The sequence below is a fragment of the Bradyrhizobium sp. 76 genome (assembly GCF_023073025.1).
GTDB lineage: Bacteria > Pseudomonadota > Alphaproteobacteria > Rhizobiales > Xanthobacteraceae > Bradyrhizobium.
Window position 1 is genome coordinate 1 of record NZ_JADPIS010000084.1, and the last position, 13,655, is coordinate 13,655.

The 13,655-nt window shown below is 57.7% G+C and carries 8 protein-coding genes and 4 pseudogenes; 3 read left to right on the plus strand and 9 right to left on the minus strand.

What is annotated here, in order from left to right:
* The first annotated feature begins 7 nt into the window (after positions 1-7).
* Positions 8-1,081 carry a helix-turn-helix domain-containing protein gene (locus IVB48_RS16455; protein ID WP_247400920.1) on the plus strand — a complete coding sequence of 358 codons (1,074 nt, stop codon included), beginning with the start codon at positions 8-10 and terminating at the stop codon, positions 1,079-1,081.
* 7 nt (positions 1,082-1,088) lie between these two features.
* Here the strand turns inward: IVB48_RS16455 and IVB48_RS16460 are convergent, their stop codons facing one another.
* Together IVB48_RS16460 and IVB48_RS16465 are read right to left on the minus strand one after the other, a co-directional pair.
* Positions 1,089-1,700, minus strand: a complete 612-nt coding sequence (locus IVB48_RS16460; protein ID WP_247400911.1) for a hypothetical protein — start codon at positions 1,698-1,700, stop codon at positions 1,089-1,091.
* Positions 1,701-1,878: 178 nt separating this feature from the next.
* A pseudogene (locus tag IVB48_RS16465) lies at positions 1,879-1,995 on the minus strand (IS481 family transposase); the annotation flags it as partial.
* A 207-nt stretch (positions 1,996-2,202) separates the two neighbouring features.
* Here IVB48_RS16465 and IVB48_RS16470 point away from each other — a divergent pair.
* A pseudogene (locus IVB48_RS16470) lies at positions 2,203-3,490 on the plus strand (transposase).
* A gap of 207 nt (positions 3,491-3,697) precedes the next feature.
* On the opposite strand, the gene IVB48_RS16475 reads toward IVB48_RS16470, so the two are convergent.
* Genes IVB48_RS16475 through IVB48_RS16485 form a run of 3 tightly spaced genes read right to left on the minus strand, consistent with a single transcriptional unit; the run spans position 3,698 to position 6,882 of the window.
* Positions 3,698-4,600, minus strand: a complete 903-nt coding sequence (locus IVB48_RS16475; RefSeq protein WP_247400914.1) for an NAD(P)-dependent oxidoreductase — start codon at positions 4,598-4,600, stop codon at positions 3,698-3,700.
* Positions 4,597-5,283 carry an HAD hydrolase-like protein gene (locus IVB48_RS16480; protein ID WP_247400916.1) on the minus strand — a complete coding sequence of 229 codons (687 nt, stop codon included), beginning with the start codon at positions 5,281-5,283 and terminating at the stop codon, positions 4,597-4,599. The genes IVB48_RS16475 and IVB48_RS16480 overlap by 4 nt, the downstream gene beginning before the upstream one ends.
* Before the next feature lie 9 nt (positions 5,284-5,292).
* Complete coding sequence (locus IVB48_RS16485) at positions 5,293-6,882, minus strand: hypothetical protein (RefSeq protein ID WP_247400918.1); 1,590 nt, start codon at positions 6,880-6,882, stop codon at positions 5,293-5,295.
* A 724-nt stretch (positions 6,883-7,606) separates the two neighbouring features.
* Here IVB48_RS16485 and IVB48_RS16490 point away from each other — a divergent pair.
* Positions 7,607-7,908 (plus strand): annotated as a pseudogene (locus tag IVB48_RS16490) (ATP-binding cassette domain-containing protein); the annotation flags it as partial.
* A gap of 652 nt (positions 7,909-8,560) precedes the next feature.
* On the opposite strand, the gene nodU reads toward IVB48_RS16490, so the two are convergent.
* The 4 genes and pseudogenes from nodU to IVB48_RS41185 form a co-directional block, all read right to left on the minus strand.
* On the minus strand, positions 8,561-10,273 hold the full coding sequence (gene nodU / locus IVB48_RS16495) for a nodulation protein NodU (protein ID WP_247400923.1): 1,713 nt from the start codon (positions 10,271-10,273) through the stop codon (positions 8,561-8,563).
* 895 nt (positions 10,274-11,168) lie between these two features.
* Positions 11,169-11,864, minus strand: coding sequence for a hypothetical protein (locus IVB48_RS16500; protein ID WP_247282118.1), 696 nt, complete (start codon positions 11,862-11,864; stop codon positions 11,169-11,171).
* A 226-nt stretch (positions 11,865-12,090) separates the two neighbouring features.
* Positions 12,091-12,893, minus strand: a pseudogene (locus IVB48_RS16505) (IS630 family transposase); the annotation flags it as partial.
* 19 nt (positions 12,894-12,912) lie between these two features.
* The gene (locus IVB48_RS41185; protein WP_256468897.1) at positions 12,913-13,146 is read right to left on the minus strand and encodes an RES domain-containing protein; all 234 of its coding nucleotides are present in this window, start codon (positions 13,144-13,146) and stop codon (positions 12,913-12,915) included.
* Positions 13,147-13,655: the final 509 nt, after the last annotated feature.

Here is a 13,655-nt window from a genome sequence, read left to right on the forward strand (position 1 = left end):
TGGTCGTCTGCTCATCGTCTCTCCTGTTCACGGCGATTATCGCCGCCTTCAGGCAGAAACTCCACTTAGCGACCTGTTCAAATTTGCGAAGCCGGCTCTAACAGAATCATTGATTAAGCAAGGGGTTTTAGTGAGTCATAGTGACTCACCCCTGCTTGCCGCCCTCAATTACTACGAACTTCCGCCGCCGGTCCGGAGGGGTCTCAGTGGGCAGCGCTGGGGCAACGGCGAGCGTGGCGTCCACAAGCTGCGCAATGGTTCATGCCTTGCCAGCGAGCCCCAGCGCCTTCGCTGGCGTCGTGCGCAGGGCTTCATGGGTCCGGCAGAGATTGTAATGTGCGACGTACAGCGCGACCGCTGCAACGTGGTTGTCGAGCTTTTTGCAGACGCGGGGCTCGAGGTGACCGATCGAAAGCCCGAGGCCGTGGTCATGGGGCTCGATCGACAAATTACGCATGAGAAGCTGCGGATTGCGGTCGACGCGATCCTAAATGGAGCAGCCTTTATTGGCACCAACCCCGACCTCCTGTTGCCGACGGCAGGTGGATTCGAGCCCGGGGCAGGAGCTACGATCGCCGCCGTGGCTGCTGCCACGAAAGTGGAGCCTTTTATTGTTGGTAAGCCGGAGCCCCATATGATCGAGACTGCACTTTCCCGCCTGGGCACGGTACGCAGCGCCACCTTGACGATCGGAGACCAGATCCGGCTGGAGGACCTTCCCCAGCTCATTCAGCAATTTACAGTCGAAGCCAAAGGGGATTCGAACGCGCAAACCCTTGCAATAGAAAAGCCTGCGTTCTTGGCGCCAGCCGGCCATCATTGGGTCGGAAATTGGACAGAGTTGCGCCAGATAGTGGATCAACTCGTAATCTTGAAAGACACGCATATAGTCGCCGACGTCTTCAAGCCGCTTTTGAATTCGACGTCGCCCACCAGGTCCACAGGGGCATTCTCCGAGCGCGAGTGGATCATGGGAGGCCTGAAACGAAACAGGTTCCATCGTGGAAAGACCGCACGTTCTCCAGGACTTTCAAGGAAGACGCTTTACAACAAAATCAAGAAACTGCGGATACTGGAATAGCCTACGATCATTTCTTGCGAATAGGTTGTTTTGAAGCCGTCGCATGCAAAAGCGAGAATTTTGGTGTGGACGACCCCTGTTGGTCAAGCCGGACCAATTCCATCTCGTCGCGAATCCTCAACTCAAGAGCCCCTTCGGGCAAATGCACAATACCTTTGAGATGCGAACCAAGTCTTCTCTCTGCCACTGTGACCTCAGAATCACTGACAGCAGCAAACAAGTTATTGAATCCCAAGCTAGCAAACCATTCCATACGCCGAAGTTCAAGCTCCAGTCCGGTGTTAACCCGCATGGTAGCCGAAGGCTGCTCGATGATAGATGCAGGTGGAAAATTTACGACACCGCAAATTCTCGCCTCTTTTAATAAATCGGCAAAATCCTCCCAACAGGCGAAGGAATCGATCATTACCATTGCTGCGTAGGCATGAATGAACGTTTGCTTGCCGAGGCTGCGCAAATCGCGCAAAAGGCAGTCATTCCAATCAATGACAGGCAAGGTCGCCATCACGAGCATGGAGCCTGCTGGAAGACTTCGCAGGGACGGCGCGTATATTTCGAAGGGCGCGCCATTAGGCGCAGCCGTTAAGTGTGTAGCAAGCTTGCAGATGACTTTTCCCATTCTTACGCCTCCGGCCGTATGGCCGATCTTATACACTGCTTTAGACCAGTAAGGTGTTTCGTCCTGGCGTTTGCTGGAGCGGATTGAGTTTGAATCGTGCTGGCTGGGAAACAGCATTGAAGACGTATTCGCAGGGTGTGAGGCCCTTCCGGGTCTCCAGCCGCCGAGCTTAGTTTTAGGCGGTGAGAAAGTTGGCAAGGTGAGTTCCGAGCTGATCGTCTCGATCGTGATGGTAGCGTTGGACGGTCGCTTCCTTGATCGTGCGGTTCATGCGCTCGACCAGGCCATTGGTCCAGAGATGCTGATCTTCGCCAGCGATGTTCGCCCCCATTTTCTTGGCATCGCACAGAGTGCTCTCGGGCTCTCTTGACTATTCTGTATTGATCGACGGGAGGTTGTCCCGTGTTCTGTTGATTTTCTGAAGAGGTCGGCGTTGCCCACCTTGAGCCGGTAGGCTCGGCGTGCTGATTCCACAAACGAGAGCAACGCCAAGACGGGAGATATCACACCGGCTGGTTCGCCGGCCACCGAGGCTTGTGGACGAAGCCTTCGCAGAAGTGCGGGCGAGCTTCGACCAGTCCTGCCTTGCGGCAGGGACGAGGCGCTCGGCACGATGATGGAGGCGGATGTCACGGCTGGCTTCCTGCGCGCGGCGCCGCGGTCGCGACGCGGCGCGGCGGGCGAACCGTTCGGGCCGAACGCGGGGACAGATCGGCTTCCACGGCGGCAAGATCGAGGCGAGCGCCCGCGGGTCCGGGATGTGGACGGCCCCGAGGTGACGATCCCGAGCTGGAACCGGCAGCGCAGGAAGACCGGCTCGGTCGCTGGGGCGATGAGCCTGACGCTGATCGATGTGTCGACGCGCCGGTTCGGTCGCGCTGTCCGGCTGCCCGAGGGTGACGTGCCGGCACCGCCCGGATCGCGGGTTTTCGAAGTCGGCGGCCTCGCGGAGGTTTGTGGCGTTGTCGGCGGCGCGGTTGGCCGACTCCATGGCTGCCGATCTGTCCGCGCTCCACCTTCTGTCGAAATCGACGCGCTGCATCTCGGCGACGATCTCGTGCTGGTCGACGCGATCGGGGTTAACGGAAGGCAACAAGCATCCGCTGGCGCTGGTGGAAGGAGCGACCGAGAACGCCGCAACGGTTCAGGCCATGCTGGACAACGTGGTCTCGCGCGGGCTGCTCGCCCGACAGTGCCAAGACTGTTCATCGTCGACGGCGCGAAAGCGTTGTCGAAGGGATCCGCCGCACCTTCGGTCCGGCCGCCGCGATCCAGCGCTGCCAGATCCACAAGGCGCGCAAAATCACGGAACACCTGCCGAAAGAACATCATGCGGCCACATGTCGCGTGCTCCGCCAGGCCTGGGAGCTCGATGTCGACAAGGCTGAAAAATTGATCCGCAATCTCGCGCGTCGAGTCGACCAGCAATGGCCCGGCGTAGCGGCCACCATCCACCAAGGCCTCGAGGAAATCCTGACTGTCGTCCGGTTGAAGGTGCCAACGGAGCTGCGTCGATCGCTCGCCTCTACCAAGGTCGCCGAGAACATGATGGGCACCATTCGCCGCGTCACGCGCAACGTCAAACGCTGGCGGGATGCCGGCGTGGCCTTGCGATGGGCCGCGGCCGGCATGATCGAGGCCAACAAGGGCTTCCGACAATTGAAGGCGCATGTTAATTGTCGGTCTGGGTGCGGCCCTTCAAGCTTCACCACGATCGCATGACAATCAAGTCCGTTGCCCACGTCCGAGCGCCGCGTAACATCCATTCCGGCAACGTCGGCCCTACGTAGTTTAAGAGCGATCGGGAATCTACCTCGACGGACTGCCTCCGTCGTGGTGGCGCAGCCGTGTTAAACAGTCCCATAGCGCATGCTTCGAATCGTGCGACAAGAATGCACCATCAAAGCTTGGGATTAAACAACATCGGAGAACGTCGGACGAGGCAAGGATCGATCTGGTCGCCACCGATCCTCGTTGCGGTTCGATAGGCCGAGAACTTATGGGTGAGACAAATGAGGTAGTGTCAGTTCGCCTTTACCCCCGGCAACTGCGTTGTTGAACTTGTGGGCGGTGGCAGCCAGGATCGGCACCGAAACAGCGCTCTCGCCCGCCAGACGCACTGCGCACCCAATATCCTTTGCAGAATTGGCAATTGAGACTGCCAGAACATGGGGTTTCTCGCCCAACAAAAAGGCCACGAAGGCTTGGAATATTCCACTATTAGTGGAACCGCGACTAACCAAAGAGCGGAGTGTTACAAGATCGAGGCCAAGAGCGTTCGCGAATTGGCAGACCTCTGAGGCTACCGCCGCTATGCCCATAGTCATGCTGTTGTAAACAAGCTTGAGCTCATGACCTTTTCCGACATCTCCGACATGAAGAACGGTCTCACAAAAAGTAGCAAGAATGCCTTCAGCCACAGGAAAAAGCGTTTCGTTCGATCCAACAATCGCGTTGAGAAGGCCGAGCTCTGCTTGTTCAGGGCTCCGTGTTACTGGGGCATCTATAAAAGCGAGGCCGCGTTTTTGCGCCTGCTCCGCCAGTGCAACTGTCGAGCCAGGGTAAGACGTGGTGCAGTCAATTATTAAACCTCCACGGGACATATGGACAAAAAGCCCGTCCTGCCCAAGACACACTTCCTCAACCTCCCGGCTTGATGGCAGGGATAACACCACCGCACTTACATGCGGCGCCAGCTCAGCGATGGAAGGATGCTCACGGGCGCCCGCCGCAGCCAATCGATCCGCACCGAAACGACTTTTGTTCGCCTTGATATGCAGCTCAACTTGGTGCCGCAACAGGCAGAGACCCATTCCCGTTCCCATGCGCCCGACGCCGATAAGGCCTATTTTCTGGTTCGCAGCTTTTGGACGTGCGTTGGGTAATAGCTCGGCGGTCATGATTTATACATTCCGAAAGAAGCCGTGCCTTTGTAAGATCGGCGATAACTCATGATGGTTGTCAATCGTGTAGTCAGGATTCGCCGCGTGCAAGCGCGAATCCGAAACAAAACCGCGGGTGATCCATACGCTTTGAGTCCGAGAATGGCGTGCAATGTCCATTTCGACGGCATATCGCCGATGATGAAGATTGACGCCGGCTCTAGGTTGTTCTTCTGCATGTACAGACGAAGCCGCTCTCCGTTGCCCATCGACCGGTATTGAGTGGTGCAGCTTTCAAAGGCGAGAACCTCGTTAATGTAGTTGTCGATTCCAAGTCGTCTCAATTGAGACCGGAGCGGGGCGACGATATGATTGTTCACGATGATGGACAAAGCTGCTTCGCGCCGCGCCAGCTCCAAGAGTCTATATGGGCCCTCGCGCAGATCGGCCTTAGACGCAAGAGGTTCATAGGTCTCGTGAGAGGCGGCGCTCCCATCGCGATCCACCTCCGCAACCTCGTCCCGCGACATTCCGAGACTGCGATAAAGAAGTGATAGCAGAACATCGCAATGTTTCCGAAGCGTGTCCATGTGGATCGTCGCACGAACAAAGCGGTCGAGAATGGCATTGGTCGTTTGGAGGAGCGCGTGCGCATCATCGAGCAGCGTTCCATTCCAATCAAAGACGAGGACGGGATTCATGAACTGACCTCAAGCCCGGATTGATTGCATACAAGGAAGATCGGCGGTTAGTTTGCGTAAGTTCCTGTCCGCGCGCTGCTGTCCCGCCGGGGTTGGCATCTCGAATGTAAAAGGTGACAAATCGAAGTTCTCCAGTTTGCCGGGCAGCAACGATCCTAGGAGCGGGAAGGGCAGATACGTTGTCGTGGCTGCGTCGATCGATGCCGCGATATTACTTTCGATTAGTCTGAGAACGTGGGGTTCCATCTTATGGAAGAGCATGCTTTGAGCACGCTGCTCGGACGGCAATCGCTTCCAAACCTGCCAGAATGCGAGCTCATCTAGTGTGTCGATGCCCATGCCGTAGTAGTTCGGAGCTACTATAGGCGGCGAACCGATCGCCCAATGCACGGCTTTGGCTCCAGCGGTAAGGAGCATACTCGTTACTGCTTGACTGGTATCGCCGCGAATGAGGGCTTCGTCGACTACTATTATGCTGGCCTTAGCGAGGTCGGTGCCCGACACGCGGTATTTTCGAGCTATGCGAGATTTTCGTCCGCCAGGTGTGCCGATGAGAGTCCGCTGAAGAAGTGTCGTCGCGACCACGTCACGACGCTCGGCCAACAGCCCGTATTCAGCGAGAGATGCAAACAGGCCATCGGCGTACGGGCCACCAGTATGCGGCATGGAGGAGACAATTGTGGGCGCAGGGCCCGCTTCCGCTTGCAGTCGCCGCGCAACGAGTGCCCCCAAGACGACCCCGATGTTGTAGCGGGTTTCGAGATGTGACTGGCCTTCGATCGACGTGTTCGGACTGCCCAAGTAGAGAGCTTCGTAGGTGCAGAGCGTGGCTTTATGTCGCCCGTTGCTCACCGAGTGATCAACGCTGCACCCCGTTTTCCCGTCCACATACTTTATGTGGCCTGGCAAGATTTGCTGCGTATCACCCTCTAGAGCGGCAAAGGCACAATTTTCAGAAGCAAAGAGCAAAAACCCGTCATCTGTTTGCATAGCCTCCAATGGTCGCAAACCGGTCCGATTGCGATATGCAACGAGGTTTCCGTCTGCGTCCAAAAAAAGCGCGCTGATAGCGCCATCGATACGATCATCAATCTCTCGAAATACAGTTTCGTAATTAGCGGCTAGACCGTGGCGCCAATAATCTCGTTCACAACAGCGTTCAATACACTTGAGCAAGAGCTCAGCATCTGTGTTGACGGTTGTTCGTTGTTGCTTGGAAAGGAAGTCTCGTCTGAGTTCACGAGCATTGACCAAAGCGCCGTCCAGAGAAACTGCCAAATGGCGGTGGGTGCTCCCATTGTTGTGAATCGGCCGAATGTCACCGCCATCACTGAGTTCGCTGCACCGGCTACGGACATGAGCGATCGCAACATGAGGCCGAAAGCTTCGATCTTGTTCGCTGGGTTCAATGCGCACTGAACCGCTTGATGATTGAAGCGCTCTCCCATATCGAAAACCTTGCTTGTGCATGAAAGCGGCAACCCCGACCCCCGCCTGCCCACGAAGTGCAAGTTTCGGAATCATGTGCTTGAGTCGATCATAAGCAGTCGATGGTGAATGGCTTGAGGGGCATAGAAAGGCTGCAGCAACGCCGGACATACCTTTACCCCTCGTGTTAAACGCCGATGTTCCGGCTGGCATCACAGGCGAATGTACTTAGCCGAAAGAAGTTGCTCCGCTCTGTTTAAGCAAGCGCCATACCAGTCCTCAGGCGACCCGGCTCGCGCTGACGGAACGACGCAATTCGAGAAGCTTAAACAATTGGGCTGCCCGGGATGAGTTTGCGTGTCCGTGTCCCGACATGCTGACCGAATTGCGACGCCTTCGTCCGAAAGCCGCCAAGCCCCGACGACTGGTCGGAGGCTCTCGCGCTCGTGGTTGCTTCGAGGTAGTCATCTCACATGAGCGAGCATGGCGAGCTCGCGCCGCGCCAAGCCCGCCGAGGACTCATCCTCCAGGTCGAGGGTTGTGCCAGCTATAGTCGGCTGGCGAGGGCCGTAGGTACGAATGAGGGCGTGACCCTGGCGGCATGGATAACCTCACTGTCACGCTCATCGCGAACACGACAGCCGCTGCTCGTTCTCGCTTATTGCGGCCCTTGCGTGCTGCGCAGGAGGTGAACACGGCCGTTGCGGCACGTCGATAATTTCGTAGCTGGCCCTGAAGCGATCCGGACAGGAGCAAGAGCCGGCACCGTCTGGACATGTAAGCGGTTCCTAGCGCTCCTGCCGCGGTAAACGGTAGGATCGGAAGCCGGTCACGCGTAGCCGGGCGGACGGTCCCAACAATTTGCAAGCCTCTTCGACCGGACGAACACCGCTTCGATCAGCCGGGTGGGACGCTTTCGGGCGGCGAGCGTAAGGTCCTGGCGATCGGCGCGCACTATTGGGAAATCCAAAACTGCTGCTGCTGGACGAACCGACCGAGGGAGTTTGGATCGGCGTGATCGAGGACATCACCAACCGCCTGATTGAGCTCGCCAAGGAGATTGCGGTAATCATCATCGAGCAGCGCCCTTGGTCCCGCATGCACGTGGCGAACCACGCATATGAGCTCGATCTCGGCCACGTCGCGCTGGGAGGTGCGGCAGGTGATGTCCGCGGTAATCCGAAACGTCTGCGCTAGCTCGCATCTTAAGTTTCTGGCGCCAGCTCTGGAGGAGTCCTGTTTGAGTGGTTGCTCAAGAAGCCGGATTTTAGGGAGCAGACGAGCGTCTGGCATACCAATCGCAGGAACCAGGAAGTGTTGTCTGAGCCAGGCGAGAGCGCGGCCGAAGCTGCCGCCTACGGCTGAGAGGACGACGTTGGCGGCACCGCCGGCACGGCCTAGCGGCGACTGAGGTGACCGTAGGCCTTGATGTGTCCGATTCGATCATGGGTGGGATGGCGGCGCCGCCCGTGCGGGTTGCGCCCGATCGACGTCGAAGACGCGGCGCAGTTCTCGCCGTAAACCGAAGCGATCTCGACGCCGATCCAATCCAGTCGAAGTTGCCGACAAGCAGAACCGGGCGTGCCTCACGGACACGATCTGAACCCAATCGCAGCCGTAACAGGCCATTCGATCCTGTCGTCTTGTGCATCTTCGGCCGCATCGGTCCCTTCGATGCAACATCCTCAGGCGGTGCCATGCCGACGACCACGCAATTGTGCGTCTGCCCGCACCGATCTTTGACCGGAGCACTCTTCCGCAACCATATCGACTTGCTCGACATGATGTCGCTACTCTGGAGATGCGTTCATCTTCGCGCGAGACGCGCCTTCGGACGCCAATCGCTCGTTTATGGAGCTTTCGTCCACAGTATGCCGTCGGCCCATACGTGCTCAACGCGTCCCCACTCGCAAGCCGCTGCGACATCCGGGAAGAACCCATGTCCATGCTGATTGGCACTCGTATTGCAAAGCAGCGGGATGCCCGTGAGCTTTTCGTATTCGACGAGAAGCTCGGCGACTTTGTGCTGAGAGGTCCTGCAAATCGTCTGCAACCGCGCAGATCCGTCGAGATGTACAACGGCCGGGATTGTGTCCCGCCACTCTGTTCGTGTCTGGTGATCGAAAAGCATGTAAGGGTCCGGCGTTCCGGGATTAAAAATATCTGGCGCACGATCCTCTAGGCATATGGGCGCCACTGGCCGGAAGTGTTCACGAAGTTTGATGTCGTTGAGATAATCCTTCATTTGCGGTGAAGTCGCGGCTGCAAGAATGCTTCTGCTGCCCAATGCCCGCGGTCCAAGCTCGGCGGGGCCTGCAAGGAAGATCACGGGCTGGTTGCTGGCCAGAATGGTTGCAAGTTCATGCATACTGCACGGCGCAGCTTCCCAATCGGGCGGCACATCGCTAGGCTGCAGGGCTGGACCACTATATACCGACCATTCCAGCGGCACGAAGCCTTTGTCCGCTACCATTGCGCAGCAAGCGGCACCGATCGCCGAGCCACTGTCATTCGGAAAAGGGGGTACCCAGACAGCATCGAACAGGCCTGACGCACGTAGTGCACTGTTCCATTTGATGTTGAGACCGCAGCCACCGGCTATGCACAAATTGCGCGACGTAAAACACGCATGCCGCTGCAAAGCACTCGTCATTTCGCCGATTAGGAGGCGCTCGAGGAAGCAATGAAACGATGCGAGCACATCTTGGGGTGCCGTGGCCTTCAACCGGAGCATGCTGGCATCGAAGAAGTCACGTACACTCGCAAGCGCGGATCCCATGCTCTCGATGTCCGTATGGAAAGCGGAAAGCTTCGTGTCCGCCGCAAAGCGCTCCTGGTAGAGTTCCTCAAAGACGGCGACGACGGTTTCACTAACACACCCGAGGGCGATATAGGCCATCAGCTTGCCGGCAATGCCCAGGTTGAGCTTGCCGGCACCGCCCGGGTCCAGCTTGCCGGGATCAGCTAGATCCCAGTTGGCGCGGTTCGCTTGCTTGTAGGGTCCATAGTGAAGGCCTGCGGCCGCGTATATGTGTCCAATAAGCGGGAACAGGGATTCGAGGAACCGTGCGCCCCCGCGTTCTATATGATAGAGACGCGGAAAGGTGCCGCCGTCCCACACGAGGCAAAAAGCGGGCTGTCCCGCCTTGGCAAAGGGGCTGGTGCAGTATGCGGAAGCCAGATGGGCTGTGACGTGCGGATAGCTCCTGTAAGGGAAATCTCTGCCGTCGAGCCTGAGGCCAAGACCGTCGCGGGAGGTGAGAAGACCCTCTGCATGGCGTTCGACATACGGCGCCCCTTTTAGAGTGACAGGTGTGGTTCCGCTGAGGACCTGGAATTGCGATTCCACTTTCCCGGCCCAGCCGTCGATGACGAACTGATCAACTTGCTGCGGATCTAGACCGTGTTCCGCCAAGGCGACGACGATTGCATCAAGGTTGCCGATCGACTGATAACGCGGATTATTGCTCCGCTTCTCCTGCTCGCCGCAAAAAACAAGCCGGTTGTCCTCGACGAGAGCGATCGCTCCGTCGTGCGTCAGCTTGATACCGCAGATGCGCATAGTGCCTCCATGTTTACCCGGAAATTCGAGTAATTTGAAGATCAAGTCGGAGTCCGAGAGCATGCGAGCAAGCGGTCGTCGTGGCCGACTCATCTCCTGGCGCTGCTCGTTCGATCTTGATCAACGTGTCATTCCGTATGTCGATGTCTCTTTCGGCATCGGCAGCATGAGCCTAGCGCAGAGATCTGATTCCTAGATGCCGCGCGTAGCGCAGTGCACGATTTGCGCCAACGCCAATTGGAGCAAGCCAGCAGCAGACAGCCGAAGCATGCCGCCGATTTTGCGGATAGGTAATCTCGCTCGTGGCGTTTGCAGCGGAGCCCGGATCATGCGACCGGGCCCGTACACCCGTCCACAGGCCGGCCGCAATCGGCCGGAATGGGTGGTCTCGATCAATCGGAATGCCTGGTCGGGATTCGGTATACACAGCCGAAGTGAAGAGAGTGCCGCACGCGATCCCTGGACCGGCTGGAGGTGCGCTAAGTCTCCAAATTGTCCGTCGTCAGCGGCGCACCTGTCGAGTCCTTGCGTGACGTGTCGCTGCGCCGGCGAGTTCATGGCGTTGAAGTCGGCAAAGAATCAGGTTGTACCTTCGGAAGTTGTTGTCGGACAGGTGCGGCGATGGTCGATTAAGTCGTAGCCCTCCCCCGCAGCATTCAACTCCAAAGACATGGTCGTCGAAAACGAGTTCGAGCGGCAGCGCCGCGCGACAGCAACATCAATGAGAAGCCCCCGAGGTACTCAGGTTAGCGAAACAATCACGCCTATCGCCATTTTCAACCCATTCACATTCCTGAGATGCAGGTTTTGGAGTTTTGGAGTTCTCACCTGCGCAAGCCAAGACAGCCGACCAGATGGGCAACTTGATGGCCCGGAAGGTTCAGTTGACTCCTTATTACTTTCCAAATCCCACCATCTTCATAGTCCAGCGGTTGACGCCCCCCTTATCGTTGCGATGGATGAACATCTTCCTAATTGTGGTCTCGAGGTTTCTGCGTTCAATCGCGGTCAGAAACGGAATGTCAAGCTGACGCGTCTGGGTGAACTTCTCCACTACCGTCTCAGTTGAATTGCAGGGCGGCAATCGTGCGGCAATCGCGTGCGTGGTATGAAGATCCTCGATAAAGTAAAAGCCGCCAGGCTCGACGATGGGAAACAGCTTCGCTAGAGCAAGCTGCTGGTGGTAAGCTGCGTGTGAAGCATCCTCGATAATGATCCTTACAGGCGGGAGCGAACTCGCAAGGCGTTCCAAGGCTACCGCATCGCCCATGTCAAGGCGCTCGAAACGGAACCGATCCATCTTAAAGGCGCTGAAGTCAGCAATGTCGCAGCCGACGATCTCAGCTTTGGGAAAGAACTCCAACCACATTTTGATAGACGGAATATCGTCAACCTTGCGACCGACGAGTAAATCAGGATCGAGAGAGCCGTTCCCGTGCTGTAATCCAATCTCGACCATTGTGAAGGGTTCGTGGCGGAACTCCTCGAACAGAAAAGAGTAGAAGCCGGTGTAGCCATGGGTGTCGCCGACCTCATCACCCTTGTCGCTTCCGAGGGCATTTGCTCGTTTCGTCAAATTTGGGACGCTCATTAACACCACCTCTTCTTGACATGGGTCATCACACGACGGGATGTCCCTTCATAAGTTCAAAGAGCGTGCCAAACGGGCGCACAGATATCCATTGCTAATTCCCATTTGGCGCGTGTCGCGGGTAGGACGGGGTGTCGCGACTCCGACAATTCGTCGCGATGCTCCATCTCGCTTCTTTTGCGCGTCGCCGTTTTGATGAAGGCTAAACAGCGCGCTGCGCTACTTGCGTGAAATGAAATTGCACCATTGGGGTGGGCCTTGAGCCAGTGCTCGTTCTTCAGCTTTCGGCCCGGAAAGGCCGCCGTGACGCTTTTCATGAAGCCGAGAAACTCGACGCGGAGACTGCGTTGAAATGAGCCGCGATGATCTTCCGGTGGCGACTTCAAGCGCCGCAAACAATGTTGTGGTGCCATCGCGCCTATAATCGTGGCTCTGGCCGGTCAAGGCGCGGCCATTGGGCAACTTCAGATACCCTGCGCTCGCTCGAAGGCCTGGATCGAGAGCTTCTCGTCGACGCATAGCACATGGCCTTCGCGGGCGGGGCGACGTAGAGGCCAACAACATCGGCGGCTTTGGCGGTAAAATTCGGGTCGTTGCTCTCGCACCAGGCCTTGCGAGCCGCGAGGTCCATCTTGTGGCTGCGCAGGAAGCGCCAGACATATTGGACGTCAACATCGCCCAGCGCCTCGGCCAGTACACGGCCGCTCCAGCGCGCAAACCCTTGCGGAGGCAGCTTGTCCAGCAGCTTCAGAATCCGCTAGTGGGTGGCCTTCGTATAGATCGGCTGCTTGCCCGGACGCGGCTTGTCTTGCAGCTCTTCAAGGCGATGATCGGCATGGTGGTGCCGCCAAACGCTGACATCCGCGGCTGGACTCCGACTTCTTTCGAGCGGGTGCTACGCCCGTCCGCCGCCAATAGAACTGTCCGCGCCCGCTTCAAATCGCGCTGCAACGTCACCGGCGAGCGACAACACGCCTCAAGCACCTTGCGATCTTTCCGCGAAAGGTGGACTTCTCTTGCTTCGATCATCTATATCTTGAATCGCGACTCACGAGCCAAGAAAAGTGGGTACTAGCAAGAATGGCGAGACCAGCTTGCGCGGGTGTCGCAATTCGATCGCCTTATTTTGGGACGGGCAAAATCGGCAGCGCATGCGAGCTCGCCGGTATGAGGGCGAACCCTCGGCTAGTGCAGTTTCTGGCAATGAGCCAAGATAGAAGTAGGGAATGCCGGGCGGATTGGCTCGGCCGTGTGCCGCCAATCGCCTCGGCGGCGCTTCCATTTAGGCATGTCGTCAGCGCGAACGCGCGCTGGACTTGTCGTCGTTCCGAGCGCTACCGGAATTGGTGCTGTTGCGGACGCCATTCGGCAAGGCCGTGGTGCTGGTGCCGTCTGCGCCTGCGAGACCGCTGCTCGCGGTATTGGAGGAAGCGGATCGCCAATTGCTGGAAGGGGCGCGGCGTGTTCGGTGCGCGCACCTCGATGGCCGACGGGCTTGGCGGCCCAAGGTGTTTGCTGACGGCACGATACGGAAGATTCATGCGTGACTGCGGCGCGGCAATCAGAATGGAAGTGCGTACGACACGCAATCCGATGCGCAGGCTTGGGGCCAAGCACTTCGACAGCGTGTTGTGTAGAAGGCCCGCTTCTGTCAATCGGCGTTCGACTGGGACCCCTATCGGCATCCAAAAGGGGGTCTGACTCATTTCCGATGAAGTTTGCCGGGCGACTGTGGTTCTCAAACGGAGAATCAGCGCCATGCGGACGGGCTTTCAAATCTCATCGCTAGTA